This is a genomic window from Pantoea sp. BAV 3049, assembly GCF_009765445.1.
Lineage (GTDB): Bacteria > Pseudomonadota > Gammaproteobacteria > Enterobacterales > Enterobacteriaceae > Erwinia.
The window spans coordinates 163,623-189,472 of the sequence record NZ_WHOY01000031.1; the positions used below are offsets into that span (position 1 = coordinate 163,623).

23 protein-coding genes are annotated in these 25,850 nt (G+C 50.2%); 10 read left to right on the forward strand and 13 right to left on the reverse strand.

Annotation, left to right across the window (positions count from 1 at the left end; all coding sequences use genetic code 11):
* Nucleotides 1-601 precede the first annotated feature (601 nt).
* The 8 genes from tssF to GSQ70_RS01625 all read left to right on the forward strand — a co-directional run bounded on the left by tssF (nt 602) and on the right by GSQ70_RS01625 (nt 9,616).
* Complete coding sequence (gene tssF, locus GSQ70_RS01590) at nt 602-2,479, forward strand: type VI secretion system baseplate subunit TssF (protein ID WP_158780625.1); 1,878 nt, start codon at nt 602-604, stop codon at nt 2,477-2,479.
* On the forward strand, nt 2,479-3,513 hold the full coding sequence (gene tssG / locus GSQ70_RS01595; RefSeq protein WP_158780626.1) for a type VI secretion system baseplate subunit TssG: 1,035 nt from the start codon (nt 2,479-2,481) through the stop codon (nt 3,511-3,513). The genes tssF and tssG overlap by 1 nt, the downstream gene beginning before the upstream one ends.
* A 69-nt stretch (nt 3,514-3,582) precedes the next feature.
* Nucleotides 3,583-4,665 (forward strand): type VI secretion system protein TssA, encoded by a 1,083-nt coding sequence (tssA, locus tag GSQ70_RS01600; protein ID WP_158780627.1) that lies wholly within the window; start codon nt 3,583-3,585, stop codon nt 4,663-4,665.
* Nucleotide 4,666: 1 nt separating this feature from the next.
* Nucleotides 4,667-5,662, forward strand: a complete 996-nt coding sequence (locus GSQ70_RS01605; protein WP_158780628.1) for a fimbrial protein — start codon at nt 4,667-4,669, stop codon at nt 5,660-5,662.
* 31 nt (nt 5,663-5,693) lie between these two features.
* On the forward strand, nt 5,694-7,028 hold the full coding sequence (locus GSQ70_RS01610) for a GlcNAc-transferase family protein (protein WP_158780629.1): 1,335 nt from the start codon (nt 5,694-5,696) through the stop codon (nt 7,026-7,028).
* Nucleotides 7,022-7,639, forward strand: a complete 618-nt coding sequence (locus GSQ70_RS01615; RefSeq protein ID WP_158780630.1) for a hypothetical protein — start codon at nt 7,022-7,024, stop codon at nt 7,637-7,639. The genes GSQ70_RS01610 and GSQ70_RS01615 overlap by 7 nt, the downstream gene beginning before the upstream one ends.
* Nucleotides 7,640-7,708: 69 nt before the next feature.
* Entirely contained in the window at nt 7,709-9,118 is a 1,410-nt protein-coding gene (locus GSQ70_RS01620) for an OmpA family protein (protein ID WP_158780631.1), read from the forward strand.
* Nucleotides 9,119-9,124: 6 nt separating this feature from the next.
* Nucleotides 9,125-9,616, forward strand: coding sequence for a DcrB-related protein (locus GSQ70_RS01625; RefSeq protein WP_158780632.1), 492 nt, complete (start codon nt 9,125-9,127; stop codon nt 9,614-9,616).
* A gap of 62 nt (nt 9,617-9,678) precedes the next feature.
* On the opposite strand, the gene GSQ70_RS01630 is transcribed toward GSQ70_RS01625, so the two are convergent.
* The 13 genes from GSQ70_RS01630 to adhP form a co-directional block, all read right to left on the reverse strand.
* Entirely contained in the window at nt 9,679-10,308 is a 630-nt protein-coding gene (locus GSQ70_RS01630; protein ID WP_158780633.1) for a helix-turn-helix transcriptional regulator, read from the reverse strand.
* 635 nt (nt 10,309-10,943) lie between these two features.
* Nucleotides 10,944-12,023 (reverse strand): dipeptidase, encoded by a 1,080-nt coding sequence (locus GSQ70_RS01635; RefSeq protein ID WP_158780634.1) that lies wholly within the window; start codon nt 12,021-12,023, stop codon nt 10,944-10,946.
* A 191-nt stretch (nt 12,024-12,214) separates the two neighbouring features.
* On the reverse strand, nt 12,215-13,042 hold the full coding sequence (surE, locus tag GSQ70_RS01640) for a 5'/3'-nucleotidase SurE (protein ID WP_158780635.1): 828 nt from the start codon (nt 13,040-13,042) through the stop codon (nt 12,215-12,217).
* A gap of 122 nt (nt 13,043-13,164) precedes the next feature.
* On the reverse strand, nt 13,165-13,434 hold the full coding sequence (locus tag GSQ70_RS01645) for an HPr family phosphocarrier protein (protein ID WP_158780636.1): 270 nt from the start codon (nt 13,432-13,434) through the stop codon (nt 13,165-13,167).
* 62 nt (nt 13,435-13,496) lie between these two features.
* On the reverse strand, nt 13,497-14,336 hold the full coding sequence (locus tag GSQ70_RS01650; RefSeq protein ID WP_158780637.1) for a class II aldolase: 840 nt from the start codon (nt 14,334-14,336) through the stop codon (nt 13,497-13,499).
* Nucleotides 14,337-14,338: 2 nt separating this feature from the next.
* On the reverse strand, nt 14,339-15,085 hold the full coding sequence (locus GSQ70_RS01655) for a GntR family transcriptional regulator (RefSeq protein WP_158780638.1): 747 nt from the start codon (nt 15,083-15,085) through the stop codon (nt 14,339-14,341).
* A gap of 221 nt (nt 15,086-15,306) precedes the next feature.
* Entirely contained in the window at nt 15,307-16,341 is a 1,035-nt protein-coding gene (locus GSQ70_RS01660; RefSeq protein WP_158780639.1) for a zinc-dependent dehydrogenase, read from the reverse strand.
* A complete protein-coding gene (locus tag GSQ70_RS01665; RefSeq protein ID WP_158780640.1) occupies nt 16,338-17,840 on the reverse strand; it encodes an L-fuculokinase in 1,503 nt (500 codons plus the stop codon). Before GSQ70_RS01665 ends, GSQ70_RS01660 begins: the two co-directional genes overlap by 4 nt.
* Before the next feature lies 1 nt (nt 17,841).
* Nucleotides 17,842-19,176: a PTS galactitol transporter subunit IIC gene (locus GSQ70_RS01670; protein WP_158785168.1), complete on the reverse strand. Its 1,335-nt coding sequence runs from the start codon at nt 19,174-19,176 to the stop codon at nt 17,842-17,844.
* A gap of 55 nt (nt 19,177-19,231) precedes the next feature.
* Nucleotides 19,232-19,513 carry a PTS sugar transporter subunit IIB gene (locus GSQ70_RS01675; RefSeq protein ID WP_158780641.1) on the reverse strand — a complete coding sequence of 94 codons (282 nt, stop codon included), beginning with the start codon at nt 19,511-19,513 and terminating at the stop codon, nt 19,232-19,234.
* 80 nt (nt 19,514-19,593) lie between these two features.
* Nucleotides 19,594-20,058 (reverse strand): PTS sugar transporter subunit IIA, encoded by a 465-nt coding sequence (locus tag GSQ70_RS01680; RefSeq protein WP_158780642.1) that lies wholly within the window; start codon nt 20,056-20,058, stop codon nt 19,594-19,596.
* Between the two features lie 242 nt (nt 20,059-20,300).
* The gene (locus GSQ70_RS01685) at nt 20,301-21,335 is read right to left on the reverse strand and encodes an alpha/beta fold hydrolase (RefSeq protein WP_370521026.1); all 1,035 of its coding nucleotides are present in this window, start codon (nt 21,333-21,335) and stop codon (nt 20,301-20,303) included.
* A gap of 413 nt (nt 21,336-21,748) precedes the next feature.
* Nucleotides 21,749-22,762 carry an alcohol dehydrogenase AdhP gene (adhP, locus tag GSQ70_RS01690; RefSeq protein WP_158780644.1) on the reverse strand — a complete coding sequence of 338 codons (1,014 nt, stop codon included), beginning with the start codon at nt 22,760-22,762 and terminating at the stop codon, nt 21,749-21,751.
* Nucleotides 22,763-23,081: 319 nt separating this feature from the next.
* Here adhP and GSQ70_RS01695 point away from each other — a divergent pair, with 319 nt between their 5' ends.
* Entirely contained in the window at nt 23,082-24,671 is a 1,590-nt protein-coding gene (locus GSQ70_RS01695; protein WP_158780645.1) for an MFS transporter, read from the forward strand.
* 31 nt (nt 24,672-24,702) lie between these two features.
* Nucleotides 24,703-25,842, forward strand: coding sequence for a glycoside hydrolase family 105 protein (locus GSQ70_RS01700; RefSeq protein WP_158780646.1), 1,140 nt, complete (start codon nt 24,703-24,705; stop codon nt 25,840-25,842).
* The last annotated feature ends 8 nt before the right edge of the window (nt 25,843-25,850 follow it).

Sequence of the window (25,850 nt, forward strand, 5' to 3'; positions counted from 1 at the left end):
AATTAAATTCCTTTGGGGCCCTTTGGGCTTCTTATGCATACACATCCGTGCTGTCAAACTATACTAGCCAAGCAAATACATAACGCAAAGAACAGAATCATCTCGAAACTGTTTTTAGGATTATTGGCCGAACTTAATTCCTTATTTGTTTCGGATACTCCTTTCAATTCATTATTATTAAAGAGTTTTTACTTTAAAAGTAGTGATAAGATACCCAAAAGAGCATGAATATCGAAATCTTCAGATTGAGTCGTCACAATCGTCATGATATAAGATTCTTACGCGAATAAGGAGGGGGCGTGAGAGGATCCAGCGGGAATGCCGGATATATCATATATCTTCTATTGTTTTCCTCTTTGTTATCAGGATGAAAATAAAGCCCCTCACCTTCAACCGCCAGGATGCATTCAGGGATGAACGTTCTGTTAAGGTACTCACATCACCTTTCCAACCGTTACGCCCTCTATAGTTATCTACCAGTTTACGGCCATAGGGTTATTTCCCCCCAACATTCTGAGTCAGAAGAATGGCTTGAGCCCGAACTGAAAATCCCAAAAAAAAAATTGAAGAGTGATAAAAATGGAATTAATGGGGTACACCAGTGGATCATAAATTTCTTGATTATTATAATCATGAACTCACCTTCATGAAAGAAATGTCACGTGAGTTTGCTGAAAAGCATCCTAAGATTGCTTCCCGTCTGGGCATGCATGGTATTGAGGTTGCCGATCCTTATGTTGAACGACTGATCGAGGCATTTTGCTTTTTATCCGCCAGGACACAAATAAAGCTGGATGCGGAATTCCCCAAATTCACCCAGCGCCTGCTGGATATCGTCTACCCGAACTATAACTCGCCAACCCCCTCAATGGGAGTGGTTCAGCTGACCCCGAATCTGAAAGAAGGCGATCTGACTCAGGGCTATCGGGTGGCCAAAGACAGCGCGTTCCACACCAGGATCCTGCCGGGTGAGAGCTCCCGCTGCGAGTTTCGCAACGGTCAGGAGGTCACTCTCTGGCCATTAGAAATGACGGAAGCCCGGTTGACCTCCATTCCGCCCGACCTGCCTAACCTGGAAAAATACCGCATTTCGCATGCGAAATTAAAAGGTGCGCTGCGGATTAAGTTGAAGCTGCAGGGTGACAAAATATTTTCCCAGTTAAAAGGTCTGGATGAATTACCCCTTTATATTGATGGTGATGAAAGGGTTGTCTCCCATATCTTTGAGCTGCTGCATACCAGTAATGTGGCGATGATCATTCGTTCAGGCGGCACAAAAGCGCAGGATGTGGTGATCAATCAGCACCCTCTGGCTTTTGAAGGGCTGAAACCGGATCAGACGCTGCTGCCGCTGGCATGGAACATGTTCCATGGTCACAACCTGATCCATGAATATTTTGCCTGCCGCCAGCGTTTTTACTTCTTTACGCTGACCCAACTGGCGCAGGGACTGCAACAGAATCATACCAACGAAGCCGAACTTATTATTTTGCTCGACAGCCTGCCGCAGAATCTGATTGGTCATGTTGATCCATCGAAATTCTTATTATTCTGCACGCCGGTCATCAACCTGTTCCCTAAAGTCGTCGACAGGATTGAGGTCAACAGAGCGCTTAATGCCTTCCATGTTGTTCCGGATCGCAGCCGCCCTATGGACTTTGAAATCTTCTCGGTGAATAAAGTCCTCGGCCAGCAGGCAGAGAAAAGTGAAGAAGTGGTTTTCAATCCGCTCTATCAGACACGCCACTGCGACTACGGCAATTTTGGCCGCTACTTCTCTATCCGCCGCGAAGCCAGGATCAAAGAAGAGACCAAAAGAAAGTACGATACCAGGACCCCCTATCTGGGCACCGAGGTCTTTGTCTCGCTGGTCGATCAGCAGGAAGCGCCTTATGGCGATCACATCCGCTATCTCTCCGTCGAGGCAATGGTCACAAACAGGGATTTGCCGCGATTGATCACCCGAAGCGGCAGTTTCGATCTGTCAATGACCGATGCCGTTCCTATTCTGGGCGCCACCTTTATCTGCCAGCCAAGCGCGCCACGAGCGCCTTTTGCGCTGGGGGAATCAGCCTGGCGCCTGATCCGTCAGCTGAGTTTCAACTACCTGCCGCTGTCAGATATGGAACACGGATTAGGTGGGGAATCGATGCGTAATATGCTGCGTCTGTTCCTCAACAGCTCGGATCATGAGTCCAACGCCCAGGTTAACAGCCTGATTGGCTGTAAAAGCGAACCGGTCACCCGCCGTCTGCCTGGCGATGGCCTGCTGGTTTATGGCCGGGGAGTCCGCTGTACCCTGACCGTGGATGAAGAAGGTTTTTCAGGCATCAGTCCCTATCTGTTTGGGCTGATAATGGAAAACTATCTATCCCGCCATGCTGCTATCAACATCTTTACGGAAACTGAACTGCACTCCATGCAACGCGGCCGGGTCGCCAGCTGGCAAGGCCGTCCCGGCAAAAGAGGGGCGCTGTGATGTCCGTAGCGCCATCAGGAATGAACACTTCATTACCCACGCTGGATGCCTGGTTTAATGAGGAACGCCCCTGGGATGCAGGTTTTATCAGCATTATGCGGGCTATTGCAGCCAAAAATCAGGAGTCGCCTCATCCAGGGATGGCAGCTTTGCCATCTCAGGAAAAATACCGTATCGGCCAGTCGCCCACGATGGCGTTTTCACCCCGCGAGATCGCCGATATTGGTGTTGAAGAGGGCAGAACGAAGCTGCAACTTTTCGGTCTGGGCGTCTGGGGTCCGCAGGGAGCGATGCCGCTGCATATGTCGGAGCTGGTTTATTCCCGTTCCGAACAACATGACCAGACGATGGTGGATTTTCTGGATATCTTCCACCATCGCGCGCTTTCATTATTTTATCGTGCCTGGTTTGTTGCACAGGACACGGCTTCGCTGGATCGCGCAGCAGATGAACGCTTTTCATTTTACATCGCCAGCCTGGTGGGCATGGACCCGCAGGAACTGAACAGCGATATTTTGCCCGCACATGCCCGCCTGGCCTCTTCTGCCCACCTGATCCGCGAAGCGCGTAATCCGGAAGGCCTGCTCGGTGCACTGCAGTATTACTTTGAAGTACCGGCAAGAATGGAAGAGTTCGCCAGCCAGTGGATTTTTCTGTCTCCCAAAGATCAGTCAATCCTGGGTGAAGCCGACTGTGCCATGTCGCTGGGTGATGGTGCCATTCTTGGCGATACGGTGAAGGACAGGCAGCATAAGTTCAAACTCATTCTTGGCCCCCTTACGCTGCAGCAATATATGCGTTTCAGCCCGTGGGGACAGGATCTGCCGGTACTGCGAGAGTGGGTACGAAACTTTATTGGTTTTGAATATGCCTGGGATACTCAGTTGGTTCTGGCAGCCAGTGAGGTACCCCTCGCCACGTTGGGTGGTGAACATCAGCTGGGGTACGCCACCTGGCTGGAAAGAGCGGATACCGAGACTCCCGTTTATGGGATGAGCTTTGAGCCTGAACTCTATCAGGGCCAGATGCAGTAAATACGCTCATATGGAGAGCGAACAGGACGATTTCGTTAACAGCCAGTTATCAGGATAAAGGACATTACCGTGGCTGAAATAAATACAGCGCAACTTAGTAGTTACTATCAACATCTGTCCGAAGCCATTGCCGGGGAGCTTCCTTGTGGGGAGAACCTGGAATATGACGCCGGCTTCATCATGCTGCAGTCAAAATTACAGCCACGGTTAGATGTGGAATACGGCAACTTTGTCGAGGCGGCAGAGCCTGTCAACTGGGCCGAAATAGAGCGGGAATGTCTGGCGCTGCTGCAAAAAAGCAAGGATATCCGTCTGGTCATCGCACTGATCCGCTGCCGCACCCGACAGGTTGGCCTGTCAGCACTCAATGAAGGGCTTCAGGCGATACATTATTTGCTGCGAGCTTTCCCGGAGGATCTTCACCCTCAACTGCTGGACGAAGGTGAATTTGAGCCGCTGATGCGGGCCAATGCGCTGTCTGAGCTGGAAGATGCCAACGGTCTGCTGGCCGATATCCGCAATCAGGCGCTGCCCAAAGCGGCAGGCTTGCAAATTACGATCAAAGAATTTGAAAAGGCCAACGCCTCTCCCCGTGAAGAAGGCGCATTACCTGAAGCAACCGTCACCGCATTGCTGCATGAATGGGATGAGCGCGAAGACAAAACCATTCATTCTCTGCGAGAAGCGTGGAGCTGCCTGAAAGAGATTAAGGATGAGCTGGGGGATTCACTGGGCCACGATACGCCTGATTTCTCGCGGCTTACTCCCCTGCTGAACATATTTGTCACTCAGTCGTATCAGCCTTCTGCACCAATGGAAGTTGCTCCTTATGAGAGCGAACAGGAACAGCAAGCTGAATCAGAACAAGACGATGCAGAAAACATCGCGACAGAACCCGTTGCCGGAGATGAAACTCAGGTCCAACACAGCCCCCGTATTGTCATACAGAAAGCAAAAGAAATTGAGAATCGCTCCGATGCTTTAGCAAAGCTCAGAGAGATTCGGACGTGGTTCACAAAAATGGAACCCAGCAGTCCTGTCATTCTTTTATTAGCATTCGCGGAATCAACCGTCGGTAAGAGTTTTTCAGAATTATTGAAAATATTACCAGCCGATATAATTGAAAAAATGGATCCAGACAAGGAGAAGTAAGATGCTACGGAAGGCTATATTTTTATCGCTGAGCGGACTTATCGCGGGAAATGCGGCAGCAGATTGTACGCTGGCAAGGGGGGCGGTTACCATATTGAATCTGCCGGCCCAGACTATTGCTATCAGTGCCGATGCTGAGGCCTCCACAACAGCACCTATTGCCAGCGCGAAATTTACCACGTCACCTACCGCCTCAGCAATCGGATACGATGATTGTTTAGCCGGAACGCCCGCAGGCAGGAAGCTCATTGGTTTAAGCGAGGAAGTCACCACAAGGCTATTTAAAACCAATGTGCCTGGTATTGGGGTAAAAGTGCATATTTACAATCCGAGCACTGGAAGTTTTGGCTATTATCCTATTGATTATTCGGTTTCTTTTGACAACGGTGAAAGCAAGGGCACCTGGGATTGGGCTGCAGGCAGTTATTACCGCGTTCAATTTTATAAAGTGGATAAACTGACACTGACCGATCCTGCCGGAGATGTGGTTATTAATGCAGGAACACTGGGCTATGAATGGATAGGAAGTGATGGCGTTCGCCCTGTATCGTTATTTGCCAATCAGATTAAAATAGTCAGCACGCCAGCCTGTACGGTTGAAGATACCAAGACGATTGATTTTGGTACGGTTACTCCGGCGATGGTGGCGACAGGCGTAGAAAAACCCCTGGACTTCAGTCTGAACTGTAAAACAGATTATGGCACCTACTCCACGACCGCCAGCGTCACCACGACCACCCCTTCAACGGATTCCACCTACATAAAGGTCACGGATGCCAGCGGTAATATGGATAACCTTGGCATCCAGATATTAAACAGCAGCGGTGGTGTGATGGCTGTTAATGGCACTGTACTGGAAAGAATAGCGACCACCGCCAGTGATACCGCAGCTCAATTTAACTGGAAAGCTAAGCTGGTCAATGTTTCATCAGGATCTTCCCGCCCGCAAAATGGTCAGTTTACTGCCCGGGCGGAGATCGTTATGAATATCAATTAACTGACAAGCAGTGCGATTTTAAGGTGACTATATGGAATTAAAACCTGAAATTTTTGTCAGTATTGCCAGCTACCGGGATGCGGAGCTCATCCCCACGCTGACTGATATGATAAAAAACGCCTCGGACTTGCACTCACTTAACATTGCTGTTTGCTGGCAGGACGAGGGGGATATCACCCCCTTTCTGAATGAAGGAATGGAATTAAGTGAGCAGACAAAAAGCGGGGATCACGACTTATTTGTTTTCAATTATCAGGGTGCCCGCATTCAATTTTTGAGTGTACATTATTTCCTCAGTGAGGGCGCCTGCTGGGCAAGACATCTTTGCGAAAATCTTTATAACAACGAAGACTATTTTCTGCAGATTGACTCTCACTGTCGGTTCGTTAAGAACTGGGATAAAGAGATGATCTCGATGCTGGCTGAATTACAAAAGCAGAGCAGCCATCCGGTGATCTCGTCTTATCCTCCAGGGTATAAACCGGGCGATGAAAGTTCTAAAAATACCTACGTGAGTCGCCTGGTGTTTCGCGGCTTCTCCAGCGATCGAGTATTACAGCTGACCTCTGTTGATTTTAAAAACGACGAACCGTTAAGAGGAACCTATCTGGCAGGAGGGTTTATCTTTGCTAAAGGATCGTTTGTTATTGATATACCGAATGATCCCCAGATTTTCTTTGAAGGTGAAGAAATTGCCATGGCCGCGCGTGCATTTACCCACGGCTATGACGTGTGGCATCCGCATAAGATTTTACTGTGGCATTTTTATGGCAGAAAAGATCACACCAAAGTGTGGTCAGATCATAATGGGGAAGCTAAAAAAGCCGGTTCGATTGATAAAGCCTGGTGGGACAGGGACAGCGCTTCTAAAAAGAGGGTCAGAACTTTACTCGGCTACGAGAAAGACGGCCCCGATATTGACCCACGCTATGCACTCGGGAATAAACGAACGCTGACAGAATTTGAGGAGACAATTGGGGTGGACTTTACACTTTGCAGTGTACTGCCAGAAGTGGTGGAAAATGGGCGTTGTTCCTATTTCACTGATAATCATTTGCAGGACTGGCGAAAAAGGGTGATCAACACCAATAAAAAAACGTTAACCATTCCGAAATCTGAACTTGACTGTCAGCTGAACAATATTTCTCGCCTTCATATTGGTGTTTACAGTATCAATAACGATCTGCTTGATAAAAAAGTGTTAAGTGCGGAAGAGATCGACAAGTCAATTAATAAAGAAAATGTCGAAGAGTTAAAATTTGAGCTGGATTTTACTACATTACCCTCGCAGAAACCCAGTGTAATCAGAGTCAGCCCTTATATTCATAATGAAGGATGGGGAAAAATTGTGGAGAGGGCATGGTGAAAAGCGAAGTCTATTATAACAGAGTCATCTGCATCGATACATTGCTGTCATTAAATGGCGTAATCCCCTCTCTGGCAGAATTTCAGCTAAAATTGGTTAATCTTATTGATCAATTCAGCAAAGAGCTTATTTCAGAGGGGCAGTGTGAACAGCTCAGTGATGATCTGTGCCATATCATTTGCAGCTACCTCGATAAGCACATCGCGCTTCGCCTGCATAGCAGCAACATTTCCTGGGAAAGAAACTTGCTGAGCCGTCATTTCTATGGCTATGACATAGAATTCGGCTCGCTGGCGGACAGAATCGGCCAGCTGTTAGAAAACAGCGACGGAAAGATTTTCAATTACGCTTACCGGCTTCTCCCCTTGATCCTCAAGTCCCTTGGGGAAGACAAGAACATTGCTGCCCTGATACTACGCTATGCCCCTGAGCCTGTAGCAGAAGTATTGCCCGAGTCTGAAGAGGATAAAGCAGAAGAAATCCTTCTTTTTACCCCGGCAAAATCCCGCAGCTGCTGGGCTAATCCTGCCATCTGGCAGACAGGGATCATGCTGATCCTGCTGCTGCTGCTCTGGATTTATTGCAGCAAATATCTGGATGGTTTGTATTAAATGTTTGCTTCAACTCACCCAATTAAGACTTCCGGCCCCCTTCTGACGCCACCGGAACAGGACAGAGCCATGGTTATTTTCATCATCGGTCCGTATGCCAGAAAATGGTTCCCTCATCCCCAGCCCATCAGCGATCGGGCTGAAGATGAGCTGATACGCTGGATACTGGCTCCGGACGCTGAGGATTTGCACAAGCAACTGAATCGGGTTCGTAGCGCTAACCGGCAGACGGTTATCATGGCATTTTTCCCTTTTCTTCCGGACGGCCAGGAGAGCAGTGAGCTCACACTGACGCAAATAGCCGACTGGCAGGCCTCATTCAACGCGCTTCCTCTGGCGGAATCGCTTCCCTGCATTTTTGGCCTGTATGCACAGCTCAGCCAGGAACGCTCCGTGGAAGATCCCGATCGCGCCATCTGGCTGGGGGGATTTGATGTTGCAGCCAGAAAAGAGACCACGCTCAGCAAAGAGTTTGTCGCCCTGAGCGAAATGCTCGGGCAACACAGCCAGCATGGCGACTACCACGCCATTCAGCGCTTTGCGATGGCAGATGCCCTGCAGTTATGGTTGCGCGAAACGGGCGTCATGAAGTCATTACAGGCGCTGTTCAACCAGACCTCCCTGAAGCTGACCGGCGTACTGCTCTCTGACTATGGTGAAGGGTTTGTGCGGCATGGTGCCTGGGCAAACTGGATTGCCAGCCGGTTTGAAATCTATCCCGGTCTGGCTTCCTCAATGGCCCTGCCCCAGATCCCTGATGTGCTCTATAAACCGGGCGTAATAACGATTATCAGAGAAGCAGAAAAGCCCCGCAAGAAAGTTTGCTGGCTACCCATTGCAGTGGCGTTACTGCTCGGCCTGACCCTCGCCGGGACGACCTGGTTCGAAGGGCAACATCTCCTGAAAGCCAAAAAAAGTCTCGAAGCATTCAATAATATTGACACTATTTATCTGCAACAAAAGCGGGATGCATTCGGCGTATTAGCACGGGAAAACGACAGCCTGAAAGGTTGTACAGCCAGTAAATTTTTGCAGGCGTTGGGTCTCTCCAGATGCAATAGGATCCGGGCTGAAATCAGCAACACCATCAGCCTGTATGAAAGCTCACCGATTCTGTTCTCTTCCGGCCCGGTGGCTTTATTTTCCCTCAACAGCGCTGAGCTGGGTGAAGATAGCGATGAATCGTTAAAGGTTCTCCTGCCAGTGGTCGCCAATAATCGTCAGACCACCTTTATGATCGTGGGCCATTCGGATAATACCGGCTCTCCGGAACTGAACATGCAGTTGTCAGAGAAGAGAGCAAAAGCTGTGCGTGACTGGCTGGTAAAACATGCTGACGTACCGCTCACAAACTTTATGATTAAGGGAGCTGGAGACACCGCCCCTATAGCCAGTAATGAGACCGAAGAGGGTCGAAAACAAAACAGGCGAGTGGATCTTATCCCCATCCCTGCAAATCAACATACTAATGATGAGTAAAGGACTATGAGTAAAAATAAATCGACCTATATCATTTACGAAGGATCACTGTTAACTGAAGCTCCGGTCTTTGACCAGAGTGTTAACGTACTGCGTTTTCGTGACCCTGAAGATTTTGAGTATACCATTCTGGTCAACCGTGCATTTTTAGCAGAAGACCAGACTCTGGAAGAGTTTTGCGAAGCACAGATGACGTTTATGACCAACACCATGCCGGCATTTGCCGTTGAAGGTAAGCAGCTGAAAAGCGAAATTGGCCCGGCCAAACTCCCGGTGGTGCAGATAGCTAACCGTTTTTATCTTGATGGAAAATTGATGAAGCAGGTACAGACGATGGTGGCATTGCCCTATCATCCGGTAGTCAACAGTGGCAGAAATAATATTATTATTTTCACACTGAACGTCGAGAAAGAATTCACTGAATATCAGCGTAAACATTACGTTCAGCTCATTAACAGCTTCGATCCTGAAGCCACCCCAATGAATATGAAACCATAACTTGATCTTAAAAACGCAGGCCCGGAACATGTGTTCAGGGCCTGAAGAAAGCTACAAAATAGTCAGAGACATAAAGTACTGCGGTCTTTATTACCACAATGCGCGATAAAAGAGGCATATTTGTAAAACTCAACCCGGTTAAGCATACCAAGTTTTCTGATGCTGTTCCGGCAATGTGTATTAATGGTTTTCTCTGAACGATTCAAGATCCTGGAGATATTGCCGATATTATGCCCCTTACCAATCAGCAACAGGATTTTGCACTCGGTCAGAGAAAGTTGCATAAATTTTTTCAGCCCAATGGTTTTATGGTTTTCCGGGCTACTGAAAGAAGAGTAATCCATGCTGGCTATCAACAGAATTTTTTCGAGCTTCCCCATAATTTCTGACAAATTATTCTGTCGACAACCAAAGGGTATATGGATTGTCGTTCTGTTAAGCTTGTTATTTTCACTCCGCCAGCGCCGGCACTCCTTATTCATCTGAATACTGACCATCGAATCGCGGATGATGATATTTTTTTCATTGCTGTCCTCCGCAGGTTCACCGACCAGAAAGCACAATGATGATTTACTCAACACGCTGTTGACTTCATTAATGAGGAGGCTAAGGCCAAAAGTATAATAGAAATTATCACTTTGCAATGATACTTTCACAATATCCTTACATTGATTATCAACATCGTTAAACATAACCATTAAATTTTCCTTTTACCTGATGATCCCAGCCTGGGCAACCATGGAGATAGCTCTGCATGGTGGTAAGCGACTCCATGAACCAGAGAGAAAAAGTCATCTCTCAGGAATAAGCGACAACACCTTTCCGTTTGTTAAGTAGAAAAATAGTGACGAAGGTAAAATCTCATTTTTTATGTTGAGTTGTTTTGCTGGCTTTGTAAAAAATTTGTTATATTATACTTTTCCAGTCAGAAGCTCAGTTGCAGATTATTAATAAAGTCAATTTAGATAACTCAGGAAAACAGATAACTATTATTTCCCATCACATTACCCGAAGTATTAATTTGACTTTCCTCCGCCTTAATACCTGACCAATAGTTTAGTAACAAAATTAACATTAACGTCCATGCTACCTTCCTGAAAAGGATGCTGTAAATAGTAAAAAATCTACATTTGACGCTTAAAACTTTAATGCATTAATAAAATTCAATGCATTTGACTTAGTTATCCATAACCAGTCAGGGTCCGAAAAAATACAATTACAGGTTATTTTATTATACTTCACCAGATAAATACCACATAAAGTCAAATTAAAGAAACGAAGAGCTAAGAAATCAGCTCTTCATTTATCCTTTTTATTCATCTCATGGTTATTTACCCCAGGTCGCTTCCAGCACGCGGATCCAGTTGCCATGGCAAATCTTTTCCAGCAGCGGCTTATCATAACCATGCTCTGCCAGCGCACTGACCAGCAACGGCAAGCCAGCGACATCTTTCATATCCGATGGCAACGTGGTGCCGTCAAAATCGGAACCAAATCCGACATTGTCTTCACCCAGTTTTTCCACCAGATAATCAACGTGACGAACAATCTCCAGCACCGTGGCATCCTCAGCCTTCCTGCCATCGGAGCACAGGAAACTGGTGCCGAAATTCACCCCAACAAACCCATTAGTTTCACGGATGGCAGCCAGCTGGCGACCGGTGAGATTGCGCGATTGAGGGCAGAGTATATGGGCATTGGAGTGGCTGGCAACCAGTGGCGCGTTGGAGATTTCAGCGGTCTGCCAGAAGCCTTTTTCATCCATATGCGACAGGTCTACCATGATACGTTTGTCGTTACAGGCACGAACCAGCCGCAGCCCCGCTTCTGTAAGACCGTTACCGATATCCGGTGAGGATGGAAAGCGGAACGGCACGCCATCGCCGAAAATGTTCGGACGGCTCCACAATGGTCCCAGCGTGCGCAGACCGGCAGCATAAAGCACGTCCAGTATCTCCAGCTCAGCATCCAGTGCCTCTGCGCCCTCAAGGTGCATCACCATCGCTATCGCATTATCGCGCATGCACTGGCGGATATCCGCCGCCGTCCTGCATATCTTCGCAGCACCCGCCGACTGTTGCTCAATCCGCAACAGAGTGGAGATCATCGACAGCGTGATTTCCAGCGCTTCCGCCCTGCCCGGGGTTGGTTCAATGCCGTCATGGTTTTCTTGCACTGCCGGCGAGGTTCTGGCCTCAAATCCAGTCGAAGGCACATAGGCCGCAAACAGGCCACCGGCAAAACCGCCCTGACGCATCCTGGGCAAATCCATCTGCCCTGCGGCTGGCCCATTGAGAAACACCGCTGCCGAATCGTTTTGGTTCGACAACCACAGACGCATCAGGAGATCGTTATGACCATCAAATACAGGTATGGCGAAAGTATCAGAATGCAGGTGTTGAGACATTGGAGGTCAGCTCTCGATCGGTTAGGGCAGAACGGTCCTCTCATGACGCAGCTTGCACCACAAAAAGACAGCTTATTTGCCAGATAAAAAAAGCTTTTGTCCTCCACCAGTACCCGAGTGCACGACAGGCTGTCAAGGAAAAAGATCTATGCCCTGTTATTAATCCTTTTTATATCAGCCTGATGCAGAAATTATGTCGGAGTAGTGAGGCTATCCAGCACCTGCGCAGAGTGGGCAGCAAAACACTGCATCCGGAGCTGTTCCTGCAGTTGCGCTTTCCCTTCCTGAGAAGTACGTTCAAAACTCAGGGGCGTCACGGAGATATAACCTTCCTGCACCGCTTCCAGCTCGCTGCCGGACATCTTTGGCAGCTCACCGTGTTCCACACGGATCCAGAAATACTCGTCGCCATACGGATCCGGCACTGGCGTGACTTCCAGCCCGGTGACTTTTCCCATTCCCTGGCTGGTGACCTTCAGGCCCTTGACCCGATCGACCGCCACATCAGGGAAATTCACGTTCAGGCAGCACTCTTTCGGCAGCTGCAAATCCAGCAACTGCGAAATCGTCTCCAGCGCGTAACGTTCAGCCACCGACCAGTCGATCTTCGCATCCTGCTCTTTAACCTGACTGAGTGCGATTGAAGGAATTGCCAGCAGCGTGCCTGAAATCCCGGCCCCGACGGTGCCGGACAAAACCGTCTCAAAACCAATATTCGAACCGAGGTTAATACCCGAGAGGATCAGGTCAGGTGGCGAACCGGCCATAATGTGCCGCAGCGCCACAGCCACGCAGTCCGCTGGCGTGCCATGCACCGCAAACTTCTGCGGACCCTGCTGGGTGACCCTTACCGGCTCGCGCAGGCTGATTGAATTGGAGACGCCGCTGCGATCCGTGGCGGGCGCGACAATCCACACCTCTTCTGCCAGTTGCTTCGCCACTGATTCCAGCAGCACGATCCCTGGTGCATCCAGTCCGTCATCATTGGTCAACAGGACCCGATGAACTTTGTTTGCCATCTTTCACTCCCGGGTAAATTTGAAGGCGAGAGCCGCCCTTTTAAACATAGAAGTTTTCCACAAATATTCGTCCATACAGAACACAAGGCTATCCGTGTGGTAATTGCGCAGACAACCGAGTGTCAGGGATGTTCACCAAATGCGCTGGCAAACAACCCTTTCAGTTCCGCCATCGCATCCTGCTCATCCTGTCCTTCACAGATGAGCTCGATGCTGGAATGACCTTTTACCCCCGCGCCCAGTACGCTCATCATTCCTTTAATTTGCGTCTCTTTCCCGTCATGTATTAAAACCACTTTTGACTGATACTTCTTTACTGTTTTCGCTAATGTTGCTGCCGGACGCGCATGTAAACCAGTACTGTTTATTACCCGGATCTGTTCTTTAAGCATAGGAATACCCTTAAGATAAAATGCATCTTAATAGTTTAGTACAGTAAGTTTAAAAAAGAATTTTAATGAATATTGTTCATCATCATTATTTTACTGTAGACGTCATTTTCCACAGCCGATTTAGCCTGGGTCATCACCCCAGCTAAATTCGCTTCATTATTATTCCTGTTGTAAGCATGACCTACAGAGGAAATAAAAGCCTTCCGTAAATCACTGGCAATGTTCACTTTCACTACGTTGTAATTCACAAAAGTTTGCAGCGTCTTTTCATCAATACCCGAGCCGCCATGAATAACCAGCGGGACAGGCGACAGTGAAGCGATTTCCTGCAGCAACGGGATATCAATCCGCGGGATATCATCCAGACCGTGGACGTTACCGATGGAGATTGCCAGCATATGGCAGCCGGTCTCTTGCACGAAACGCTTCACTTTTTCCGGTTCGGTTTTGCAGTCCGCTTCACTGACATGGTCATCTTCTTTGCCGAGGATGGCACCCAGTTCAGCCTCGACAGGAACCCCATAAGATTTACAGAAATCAACGGCTTGTTTTGTGAAGGCGATATTTTCTTCAAACGGTAAATCTGCGCCGTCAATCATCACGGAAGTAAAACCGGCCCGCACGGCCTGCTTCACATCGTCAAAGGTTTTGCCGTGATCCAGATGCAGGCTCACCGGCACATCCATCATTTCCGCCCGACGCCGCACAATCTCATAGATATAGTCGTAACCTGACAGTTTGGCATTGGTCGGTGCAATCTGGATAAAGTTTGGCAGTTTTGACCGCTCAATAGCATTCAGAATAGCAATGGTGGTTTCCAGATTGGTGGTATTAAAAGCCCCGGCCATCACACCTTTATCCCGGATGCTTTCGAGCAAAATTTTACCGTTGACAAGTGGCATAGCTATTTTCTCTCTCTTCGTTGCAGGATCGTGCCGAGATAATATTTGTTGGACTTCAGCCAGACATTACCAAACTCGACGGGGAGGTTTTCTTCAAAAAACACCAGTTGCTCAAGGTGCAAAACTGGCGCATCTTCTTTCACTTCAAGATAATTCCCGCGCTCATTACCAATAATACGCGCGGCATAACGGCTTTCTGCGAAACCAATTTTTCTTTTCGACAGACGTTCAATCGTCGGGAACAAATTATTCTCGTTAAAGTTTACGTCCTTAATACCCGGGCATAACTTCATGTTGATACGATTTTCAATCAGCATCACTTTTTCATCTTCCACGCTACGTAAGCGCTCCAGGTACAAAATGGGTTCGCCCACTTCAACCCTTAATTTAGACGCAACCTGTTTCGTGGCTGGTTCAATTCTTGAAGTGACCACCTGGGTATTAAATTTCAGGTTCTGGCTTTCCAGTGATTCAGCAAAAGATAATAATCCCTCACCCAGTGAGTAAGAGATATTCTCACTTTTAACAAAAGTCCCTTTTCCCTGAACCTGCACTAATAGCCCTTCATTCACCAACAGCGTCACGGCTTTTTTTACCGTTCCCCGGCTGACATTCAGGATCTCCATCAGCTGATTTTCAGAAGGGATTCGGTCTCCCGTATCCAGCTCACCTTTATACACATTCTCACGGATCCATTCGGAGACCTGCAGGTACAAAGGAATTTCAGAATCTTTCAAAATGCTCGTCATGGCTGTTTACTCTCATTCATTCAGGGGTCATCCCTGCCAGATTAACAAATTGGGTCAACATAGCGGTAAAGCCCCTGACAGACAAATGATCGTTACCACTCTGTGACCCTCACTTCAGTGTCTGGCACCCCGTGAAACAGGCTTCGGACAAAATTTAATCAAATGCATTTGAGCAACAGCCAGCAGGATACGGAGTAATAAAATCCCTTTGGGTACGATGCTCAGTCTCCGTCGGTCATAATCACTTTGATCACTTCATTGGCCGGATTAGCGGCAAACCCAATCGCCTCTGCCAGACCGGATAACGGCCAGCGATGAGTGATTATGTCATCCACATTAATTTTATTATTTTCGATAATATCCAGCGCCTCTTTCATTTCGTACGGCGACAGGGAATAGGTACCGACAATGGAAATTTCATCCTTAAAGAAGCGGCTGGCATCCACTTTGATTTCGCTGTTGTGATCAAACGGCGAGAACACTATGACCCGCCCTCCTCTGCGTAGCAGGCTGACTGCCTCTGTTAATAAAGAAGAGATCCCGGCAGCAATCACTACCACATCCACGCCCAGCCCCTGAGTGATTTCAGCCACTCTCGCCACCACGTCTTCCTGAGCGGAGTTGATGGCATGATCGACACCGAGCTTTTTCGAGGAGGCCAGCTTGAACGGCGAGATATCCGTGACGATAACTTTCGCCGCGCCTTTCAGCCGGGCGAGCTGGGCGCTGAGCAGGCCAATGGTGCCACCGCCCATCACCAGCACCGTATCCTGCGGATGGATATTGGCGGATTTCAGCCCGTGCAGGCAGCACCCGACCGGCTCGATCAGCGAGGCTTTCTCCCATGAGAGCTTTTCAGAAATACGGTGGGTCAGATGCTTAACATGAAGCTCCGGCAGGCGAATATATTCGGCAAAGCCTCCCGGCTCGATATGGGTTTTTTTGAACTGATCGCACAGAGTGAAATGACCGCGGTCACAGTAGTGGCAGGTAAAACACGGCACGTGAATGGCGGTGATAATGCGGTCACCTGGCTTAAAGCCCTGCACATTGTGGCCCGCTTTCACCACCTCGCCCGCCACTTCATGCCCCAGCACCACCGGCCCGGTCACGGTCTGATGCTGCGCTTTATGAATGTCAGTGCCACACAGGCCACAGGCTTTCATTTTGATCAACAGATCGCCTTCGCCGATGTCAGGGAGTGCGACTTCTTCGTAACGGATATCACCCTTTGCATAATAAACGCTGGCTTTCATACTGACTCCTTATTGGCCTGCCGTTCGATTTGGATCTTTTCATGGTAAAAAGGCAGATACACTTGTCTGAAGTGATCAAGACAGTCGCTGACCAGTTCCTCCACCGGCAGATAATGCGTTTCATCTCTGTTCCCGGCCGGCTGCAACCCTTTCATTCTGGCTGCTATCATCGCCGCCCCTTTGCTGACCGCTTCATCAATGTCGCAGGCGATCACTTCCCGGTTAAGTACGGTGGCTTTCAGCCGCAGCCAGAAGGGATTTTTACAGGCTGAGCCGATCACCTTCACCTGTTTAAAATGGCGGTCCGTCAGGGTTTCACAAGTGTCGAGCAGGTTTTTCAACTCAAAGCACAGGCCGAGGAAGATAAACTTCAGGATTGCCTTTTTATCCGTGTTTTCGTTGATGCCGTAAAACATTGCCCGGGAAAGGATGCTGCGGTTCGGCGGGCCACTTCCCCGCAGGTGTGGGATAAATCCACCCATGCTTTTGCGAAATTCCGCTACGTCATTCAATTCGCTGTCCAGTTCGGCCATCAGCCCGTTGAAAGCCCCCGCGCTGACGTTAAACAACTTACGAAACCACTCAATGCAATAGCCTGCGGAGGGCAAAGAAGCGTAAAGCGTGTGCCTTCCCGGCACCACATGCAGTCCGTTTGAAAGCCGCGCACGATAAAACTCTTCAGATAATTCAGGCTGTTCCAGCAGAATCAGCAGACCTTCAGTGGTGCCGGTAGAGTTAAGGATCTGGCTGCCGTCCTTCACTCCGGCGGCGACAGAACCGCACATATGGTCATGACCGGCGACGGCAATGCCCACCTTCCCGCTTAGTCCGGTACGCGAGACAACGGACGGCAAAAGCTGCCCGATCTCAGTGCCCGAAGCGACCACCGGGCTGAAAATATCCCCCGGCAGCTTGCTTTTTTGCAGGATGGTTTCTGACCAGCTGGCACTGCGGATATCCAGCGCCAGCGTGCGGGAGGCCAGCGACGCTTCCGCCCGCTTCACGCCACAAAGCCGGAATGCAATGTATTCCGCAATGCACAGCCAGCTCACCCGGCTGTCCGGTAAACCATGGTGCTCAATGATCCAGCTGATTTTGTTCAGGCTGTAGTTACTGTGCGGCGGGATACCGGTGATGCGATACAGCTCCTGCTCGTCAAACTGCGTGAGCAGTTTCTCCAGCTGCGGCTGAGTCCGGATGTCATACCAGGTCATCGCCGGGCCGACAGGCCGGTCACTGCCGTCCAGCAGTACCCCGGCTTCGCCGACGCTGGCCACGGCAATACTGACGATATTTTCCCCATAGTCCACCGAACCGGCCAGGGCGGTCAGCCCTTCCAGCACGCCTTCCCACAGCAGATCCACATCGAAATTACTCTGTTCCTGCTGCAGGATTTTCGGCGTGGGGAAGCTGTGCTTACTCACCAGCTCCCCGGACGGCATCCTGAACAGGCACAGCTTGCAGTTGGTGGTGCCTATATCAATACCGATAAAATACATCTCATTTCCCTTCCAGCGCCTGTTCTTTGCTTTCACTGACCGCCTGCTGCTTACTGGTCATCCGCCAGAGCAGCAGGCAGACGATCACCACCACCGGGATCAGCATCAGTGCCAAAGGATTACCTTCAAATATCCTCACCATCCAGAGCCGGAAGGGATTGCCGCCATCCAGCAGGCTTGAAATTTCGCCATCAGTATTGATCGGGAAGTGGATGCTTTTCGCCAGTTTGGTCAATAATGGTGCCGCAGCAGAAGCGACATAAAGATTCATCGCCAGCAGAGGAATACCGATGATAAAGGCGCGGATAATGTTGCCACGACAGGCCAGCACCACCATCGAGATCGGCACCCAGATATTCGCCAGGTCGCCCAGCGGCAGCAGTTTGTTGCCGGGTAAAATCACCGCCAGCAGCACGCCAACCGGGATCAGTAGCAGCGCGGTCGACAAAACGGAGGGATGTCCTACCGCGACAGCGATATCCAGGCCGATATAGAGGTCGTGACGGTCGGGATAGCGCTTACGCAGAAAACTGCGGACAGCATCGGACAGCGGCAGCAGCCCTTCCATCAGCAACTTAACCATACGGGGCATAATCAGCATCACGGCACCGAGGTTGATCGCCAGTCCAAGTACGCCTTTCAGATCATATTTCGCCAACAGGCCGATCCCCGCACCGAGGATCACCCCGATCATCATCGGTTCGCCAAAGACGCCGAAGCGTTTACGGATCTGCTCCGGATCGGCATTCAGCTTATTAAGTCCCGGCACGCGGTCGAGGATCAGGTTACCCAGCAGGCCGAGCGGGAAGAAGATCACCGAGGAGAGCGTGGGCAGAGAGATGCCTGGCAGATCAAAGTACTTCTGGATCATGGGTGCGCACCAGTCGGCCAGCACCAGAGTGATCGCGGCGGTGACTCCCGCAATGATCAGCCCAAAGGCAAAGCTGCCGGTCGCGGTATAGACCATCGCACCCACCAGCGAGAAGTGCCAGAAGTTCCAGACATCGATGTTGACGGTTTTGGTCCAGTTCAGCGTCAACATCAGCACGTTGATGCCAATAGTCATCGGCACCACGAAAGGCGCGACCTGCGAAGCCCAGGCAATTGCCGCCAGCGGTGTCCAGCCCAGATCCACGACCGGCAAATCGATGCCGGTGGATTTCACCATGTCTTTCGCCGCCGGACCGAGGCTGTCAACCAGCAGGCCAAAAACGATAAAAATCCCGACAAACCCCATGCCAATCGTTAAAGCCGAGCGTAGCGAGCGACTGAACCCTACTCTCAGGCACATTGCCATGGTGAAAATAATAATCGGCAACATGACTGTCGGGCCCATCCCCAGCACATACTGGATTGCAGCGTATAATTTATCAGTCACAATCTGATCTCCGTTAACGGGTCAACAGCGTTACGATTTTTTCTAACAGTTCTTCTTCACCGAAACCGGTAAGCAGCGGAAGACCATTAACGATGGGGGTTTGCATTTCATATTTGACGGCCGAGGTCACAATAATCAGATCGGCCAGGCCATCCTGCTTAGGAATAGTGCCGATATCGGACTGCATGGGCTCAACGTTAATTCCTCTGGTTTTGCAGAACTGCACCACTTTTTCAGTGGCCACGGCAGAGGTGGCAATTCCGCTGGTACAGGCGAAAATAATGGTCTTTTTCATAGTTAACTCCACAAGTTCTTCATCGGATAAAGAGATCGTTATCCCTGGCGGGACAATTTCTCATCGTTTTAAAATCGACATTATTTGATCTGTTGTTGTAGTAGGGTGACGACGTTTTCAGGCTTATCTTCAGTGAGAATGTCATTCATCCGATCGGTCTGACGGAACAGTTCGATCAGCTTCATTAAAAAAGTCAGATGTTCATCTTTGCCTTGCAGTAGCAGGAAAAAGATCGCGTGAACCGTCAGTGGTTCATCAGGGTCTTCCGCGCTTTTAAAAGTCATACCCTGCGGACATGTCACCACCACCAACTTCTCCTGGATGATGTGTTCCACATCCACATGGGGGATGGCCACACCAATTTGCTCCAGCTGCATGGCGGTTGGGTGCTCGTTCTCACGGGCGCTCAGCGCCGCAAGATAGGTTTCTTCAACAATTCCCTCGTTGCGCAGCCGATCGTAAAGCGCAGCAAACAGCGTTTCCCTGTCTGAAATTTGCTGATTCAGCCAGATATAAGTGGGATCGAGATTTTTGATAATGTCCATTGTGCTTTCCCCGTTAAGAGTTCAATCCCTCTCAACCGGAGAGGGTGGCGACCAATAAGTACAACAGAGGTTGTCCATGTACGACTATGTACAAGTTGAGGGTAAAGCTATCCCTTCGCGACAAGGCCCGCAACTGCTCTGTTGAAATTTGTGGGGATGGTCACAAAAAGAACAGCGTCTGCAGGGGAGTGCGGACGCCGTAAATTAACAGTATGTTTATTAAGGAATATTTCTGAAAGGGTTTAACGCTTACTGAGATCTTTAATCAGTGCCTGGTTGAATCTTGCCGGATCTTCCATCTGCGGAGCATGGCCCATTCCGCTGAATTCGATCAGCGTGGCATGGGGGATTAGCTTAGCGACCTGCTTGCCGAGTACGTTGTAATGGCCAATCTTCGCCCTCACATCCGGCGGGGCGATATCACTGCCAATGGCGGTGGTGTCCGAAGTGCCAATCATCAGCGTGGTCGGCATGATCAGGTTTTTGAATTCGTAGTACACCGGCTGGGTGAAAATCATGTCATACAGCAGCGCGGAGTTCCATGCGACGATTTTATGCCCCGACCCGTTATTCAGCCCCGCCAGCATGGTGACCCAGCGATCGTATTCCGGCTTCCACTGCCCGACATAATAGGTTTTCTGCTCGTACTGTTTGATGCTGGCCGCCGAGGTTTTCAGTTCGCGCTGATACCAGTCATCGACGCTGCGCCACGGCACGCCCTTCGCCTTCCAGTCCTCCAGCCCAATCGGGTTAACCAGTACCAGCTTTTCCACCTGCTGCGGGTACATCAGCGCATAGCGGGTTGCCAGCATCCCGCCGGTCGAGTGGCCCACCAGGATGATTTTATCGATATGCAGGCTGTCTGTCAGCTGATGGGTGTTAAGCGCCAGCTGCTGGAAGCTGTACTGATATTGCGTCGGCTTGGTCGAGGTACAGAAACCGATCTGATCCGGCGCAATCACCCGATATCCCGCATGGCTCAGCGCCTCAATCGAATCCTGCCAGGTGACGCCGCAGAAGTTTTTACCGTGCATCAGCACCGCAGTCCGGCCATTCGCTTCTCCCTGTGGTTTAACATCGATATACCCCATGGAAAGGGCCTGCCCCTGCGAGGAAAAGCTATATTTCTGAACCGGATAAGGGAAGTCGAACCCCTGTAATTCGGGTCCGTACTTCGGTGTGGCAGTGTCAGCGGCGTAAGTGGTGAAAGCCGCCAGTGCACCTGTTAACAGCAGGCCGCGAAATTTTTTTAACACGCTAATAATCCCCAAATGCATTCCGTTTTGAACACGGAAAAGTGAAAAAGAGTATGCTAAACAAGGTATAACCATAGCGGATATTCAGCATAAAGCCGACTCATCGCCCGGCTGGCGGGGCCTGCAAAGCGGCCTCGTTAGCAAAAAGGGCTATGAAGAATGGCGATTTTCCACTTCCAGGATACATTTATTTTGTAAATGCAGATTAAAAGGATCGGATCATGCTGAACAGTACAGGTTGGTTGCTCACAATGTTGTGGCTGACTCTTTGCTGCCTGCTTGAGCCAGAAGCGCCCGAACGTTCAAGTTTCTTTATGAGCGCCTGAGGCCCTGGCCTCTGGTGAGCTGAGCGGCGATGTCATACCCAGAGCCTGATAACAGAAGGGGCGAATCTCTTCGTCCCCTTCTTTTACCTTCCGTGTCTCACAGGCTGCTTACTTCCTGTTGAAGTCGATCACCATACGGCCTTTTATTTTCCCTTCGAGCATCTCATTGAAGATCGCATGGATCTCCTCTGGTGCACGGCGGGTCACCTTTGGTACCACTTTACCTTCTGCCGCAAACTGGAAAGCTTCCGTCAAATCTTCCCTGGTCCCCACCAGCGAACCGACGACCTGAATGCCATCCAGCACCAGCCGTGGAATATTCAGACTCATGGAGTCCGGCGGCAGGCCCACCGCAACGATACGGCCCCCGGCCCGCATCGCATCCACCGCCGAGTTAAAGGCAGATTTTGCCACCGCGGTTACCACTGCGGCATGGGCACCTCCCACTTTCTCCTGAATCACTTTGGCCGCATCTTCTTTCGCCGGGTTGATCACCAGATCCGCGCCCATTTCACTGGCAAACTGCAGTTGGGCATCATTGACGTCTATCGCAATCACTTTGGCATTGAAGACATTCTTCGCATACTGCAGCGCCAGATTGCCCAGGCCACCCAGGCCGTAAATCGCGATCCATTTCCCCGGCTGAACACCGGAGACTTTCACCGCTTTATAAGTGGTGACCCCGGCACAGGTCACGCTGCTGGCAGCCGCTGAGTCCAGACCATCCGGTACCTTCACCGCATAATCAGCCACCACGATACACTCTTCTGCCATGCCGCCATCCACGGTAAATCCAGCGTTCTTCGCATCGCGACACAGGGTTTCATTGCCGGTGGTGCAGTATTCGCAATGGCCGCAGCCCTTATAGAACCAGGCAACGCTGGCCCGATCGCCAATCTTCAGTGACGTGACGCCAGGCCCCACTTTCTTCACCACGCCAACGCCTTCATGGCCCAGAACAATGCCGGTCCGGTCGCCAAAGTCGCCATCTTTTACGTGCAGATCCGTGTGGCAAACTCCGCAGCAATCCATTTGTAACAGCGCCTCACCGTACTCCAGCGCCCGCAGTTTTTTGTCCACAACATCGACGGAATGATTTTTATTTACCACTACAGCTTTCATCTTCCTTTCCTCTCTGAGTGTTTCCCGTTCATCCACTATAGAGGCATTCCTGCGCGATTTTTTGATTCAGAGCAGGCTTAAGCGGCCAAAAAATGCAGCAATAAACAATCATGCTTTTATGAATGAACGACCGGCCCAATAAAAATGAAACGTCGTTTTATTAAATTAGTGAAGTGGGCAAGGTTTTTCTTCTTCTCATCGCCATGCCCTTAACCTGGCTGGCAAAATCGCAAAGGTTTTCCCGTCAGCATCACTCTACTTTAGCCCCATCCCCCGACTTTAGGCCGGGCGTGCAATCTGGTAAATCAGGACGAAGACTATGACGACACGTAAACCTGGAACGCTAAATTATCTTGCTTATGGCTCGGGAGATTTTCTCGGTGCTGGCACAATGGCACTGACCTCGGCCTGGCTGCTCTATTTCTATACTACGTTTTGCGCCCTCAGCCCGATTGAAGCCACCTCCATCTTCGCCATGGCCCGTATTGTGGATGGCGTGGTCAGCCCACTGATGGGCTATCTGACCGATCATTTCGGTTCAACAAGGCTTGGCAAACGCTTTGGCCGCCGCAAATTCTTTATCCTCACCGGCATCCCGCTGGTGTTCAGCTACAGCCTGATGTGGCTGGGAGATATGACTTACGTCTATTACCTCCTGACCTATCTGATTTTCGAAGTGGTGTACACCTCCATTCTGGTCCCTTACGAAACGCTGGTACCAGAAATGACCGATGACTTTAAAGAGAAGACCAAATTCTCTGGTGCACGCATCGCACTGGCGCAGCTTTCCGCTATTCTGGCGGCATTTCTGCCCGGCATTCTGCTCAGCTACTTTGGTAAAGATAATCCTCTCTCCTTTTTCTATTCGAGCCTGGTGTTCTCCGTGCTTTGCGCCATCGTGCTCACCCTGGTGTATTTCTTCACCTGGGAACGTCCGGCGGAGAAAAAATCCGCTGTGGCACTGGCTGCTGAGCAGCAGAAACTGACGCTTGGTCAAAGCCTGGGACGCCTGAAGATTGATCTGCTGTCAACATTGCGCATTCGGATATTCCGTCAGCATCTGGGCATGTATCTCGGCGGCTATATCGCCCAGGACGTGTTCAATGCGGTGTTCACCTATTACGTGGTGTTTGTGCTGATGCAGAGCGCCACCGTTGCCTCCACTCTGATGGGTACGATGGCCGTTCTGCAGTTCATTGCCGTGATTGGCATGATCCCGCTCTGCATCCGCTTTGGACCAGCCCCATCTTACCGCATGGTGGTCGTGCTGTTTGGCCTGAGCAGCATCTCATATGGCCTGCTCTATTACGCTGGCCTGAGTGATGTCTTCTCACTGCTGCTGCTGATTTCTGCTATCGCAGGTCTGGGACGTGGCGGTATCAACTACGTGCCGTGGAATATTTATACCTACATCGCTGACGTGGATGAAGTGATTACCGGGCAGCGCCGCGAAGGTATTTTCGCCGGCATCATGACCCTGACCCGTAAAGCCTCTCAGGCAGGTGCAGTGATGCTGGTCGGCATTCTGATGCAGTTCTCCGGATTTGTTGCAGGCAGCAATCAACAGACTCCGCTGGTCAGCCACACCATTTTGGCCATTCTTTGCGGCGGTACGCTGCTGGTACTGTGCATCGGTTTCGCTATTTCCCTGCGCTTTAAACTCAACCTCAAAACACACCAGATCCTGCGCGAAGAAACCGAAAAAATGCGTGTGGCTGGCAACGTCACCCCAGACAACATTACGCCAGCGGCCCGGGCAACAGTAGAGATGCTGGCTGGCCTGCCCTATGAAAATTTGTGGGGCAATAACAACATTGGTTACCTCAACCGCCACAAACCCGCTGCGAAGTCGCTGTCTGGCCGAGTGGCCCGCCTGGATAACACTGGCGGTAATTTAACCCATTTATAGTTGACTAAAGATCCATGAGGAAAAGTGCATTATGGTCGTATACCCAGTGAAACACAGCCCGCTCCTGTGCCAGCCCGAACGGTTTATCTCCCGTCAGGAGCTCCATCAGCTCATTAATAAACTGGTGGATAACCTGGTCAATATTACCGATGAAACCGGCGAATTTTTGCTGAGGCTGGATGATGGCAGGGTCATTGATACCAAAGGTTGGGCTGGCTGGGAATGGACGCACGGCGTGGGTCTGTACGGTATTCATAAATATTACCGCCAGACCGGGGACGATCGGTTGCGTCAGATCATCGATAACTGGTTCGCTGACCGTTTTGCCGAAGGCTCCACCACCCGCAACGTTAACACAGTTTGCCCGTTCCTGACGCTGGCATACCGTTATGAAGAAACACGCGATCCGCGATGGCTGCCCTACCTGGAGAGCTGGGCAGACTGGATCATGCACAGTATGCCGCGTACCGACATGAATGGTCTGCAGCACATCACGCTGGCGGAAGAGAATCATCAGCAGCTGTGGGACGACACGCTAATGATGACCGTATTGCCGCTGGCAAAGATCGGCAAATTACTGAACCGCCCTGACTATATCGAAGAGGCTAAGTATCAGTTCCTGCTGCATATTCAGCATCTGATGGATAATGAAACCGGGCTGTGGTTCCACGGCTGGACGTTCGAAGGTCACCATAATTTTGCTCATGCCCGCTGGGCACGTGGCAACAGCTGGCTGACCATCGTGATCCCGGAATTTGTGGAGCTGCTTGAGCTGCCTGAAAAAGATGCAACTCGTCGCTTTCTGCAACAGGTTCTGTCCCGTCAGCTGGCCGCGTTGGAAAAATGTCAGGACGAGAGCGGACTGTGGCACACGCTGCTTGATGACCCGAACTCCTATCTTGAAGCCTCTGCCACGGCTGGCTTCGCCTTCGGCATGTTAAAAGCCGCACGCCGCCACTGCGCCGATCCCCGCTATATCGCTGTAGCGGAAAAGGCTATCAAAGGGCTGATTTCCAGAATTAATTCTGAAGGTGAACTGACTCAGGTCTCCTTTGGAACAGGCATGGGCAAAGATCTTGATTTCTACCGCCAGATACCGCTCACCTCAATGCCTTACGGGCAGGCGATGGCGATACTGTGTCTGGTGGAATACCTGCACGTCTATCTGTAAATAAGGAA

Bases quoted from the DNA above. Each gene is read 5' to 3' on its own strand.
- tssG (WP_158780626.1), top strand. From the start codon at position 2,479: ATGTCCGTAGCGCCATCAGGAATGAACACTTCATTACCCACGCTGGAT.
- GSQ70_RS01605 (WP_158780628.1), top strand. From the start codon at position 4,667: ATGCTACGGAAGGCTATATTTTTATCGCTGAGCGGACTTATCGCGGGA.
- GSQ70_RS01610 (WP_158780629.1), top strand. From the start codon at position 5,694: ATGGAATTAAAACCTGAAATTTTTGTCAGTATTGCCAGCTACCGGGAT.
- GSQ70_RS01615 (WP_158780630.1), top strand. From the start codon at position 7,022: ATGGTGAAAAGCGAAGTCTATTATAACAGAGTCATCTGCATCGATACA.
- GSQ70_RS01620 (WP_158780631.1), top strand. From the start codon at position 7,709: ATGGTTATTTTCATCATCGGTCCGTATGCCAGAAAATGGTTCCCTCAT.
- GSQ70_RS01625 (WP_158780632.1), top strand. From the start codon at position 9,125: ATGAGTAAAAATAAATCGACCTATATCATTTACGAAGGATCACTGTTA.
- GSQ70_RS01630 (WP_158780633.1), bottom strand. From the start codon at position 10,308: ATGTTTAACGATGTTGATAATCAATGTAAGGATATTGTGAAAGTATCA.
- GSQ70_RS01635 (WP_158780634.1), bottom strand. From the start codon at position 12,023: ATGTCTCAACACCTGCATTCTGATACTTTCGCCATACCTGTATTTGAT.
- surE (WP_158780635.1), bottom strand. From the start codon at position 13,042: ATGGCAAACAAAGTTCATCGGGTCCTGTTGACCAATGATGACGGACTG.
- GSQ70_RS01645 (WP_158780636.1), bottom strand. From the start codon at position 13,434: ATGCTTAAAGAACAGATCCGGGTAATAAACAGTACTGGTTTACATGCG.
- GSQ70_RS01650 (WP_158780637.1), bottom strand. From the start codon at position 14,336: ATGCCACTTGTCAACGGTAAAATTTTGCTCGAAAGCATCCGGGATAAA.
- GSQ70_RS01655 (WP_158780638.1), bottom strand. From the start codon at position 15,085: ATGACGAGCATTTTGAAAGATTCTGAAATTCCTTTGTACCTGCAGGTC.
- GSQ70_RS01660 (WP_158780639.1), bottom strand. From the start codon at position 16,341: ATGAAAGCCAGCGTTTATTATGCAAAGGGTGATATCCGTTACGAAGAA.
- GSQ70_RS01665 (WP_158780640.1), bottom strand. From the start codon at position 17,840: ATGTATTTTATCGGTATTGATATAGGCACCACCAACTGCAAGCTGTGC.
- GSQ70_RS01670 (WP_158785168.1), bottom strand. From the start codon at position 19,176: ATGGGCCCGACAGTCATGTTGCCGATTATTATTTTCACCATGGCAATG.
- GSQ70_RS01675 (WP_158780641.1), bottom strand. From the start codon at position 19,513: ATGAAAAAGACCATTATTTTCGCCTGTACCAGCGGAATTGCCACCTCT.
- GSQ70_RS01680 (WP_158780642.1), bottom strand. From the start codon at position 20,058: ATGGACATTATCAAAAATCTCGATCCCACTTATATCTGGCTGAATCAG.
- GSQ70_RS01685 (WP_370521026.1), bottom strand. From the start codon at position 21,335: ATGCATTTGGGGATTATTAGCGTGTTAAAAAAATTTCGCGGCCTGCTG.
- adhP (WP_158780644.1), bottom strand. From the start codon at position 22,762: ATGAAAGCTGTAGTGGTAAATAAAAATCATTCCGTCGATGTTGTGGAC.
- GSQ70_RS01695 (WP_158780645.1), top strand. From the start codon at position 23,082: ATGACGACACGTAAACCTGGAACGCTAAATTATCTTGCTTATGGCTCG.
- GSQ70_RS01700 (WP_158780646.1), top strand. From the start codon at position 24,703: ATGGTCGTATACCCAGTGAAACACAGCCCGCTCCTGTGCCAGCCCGAA.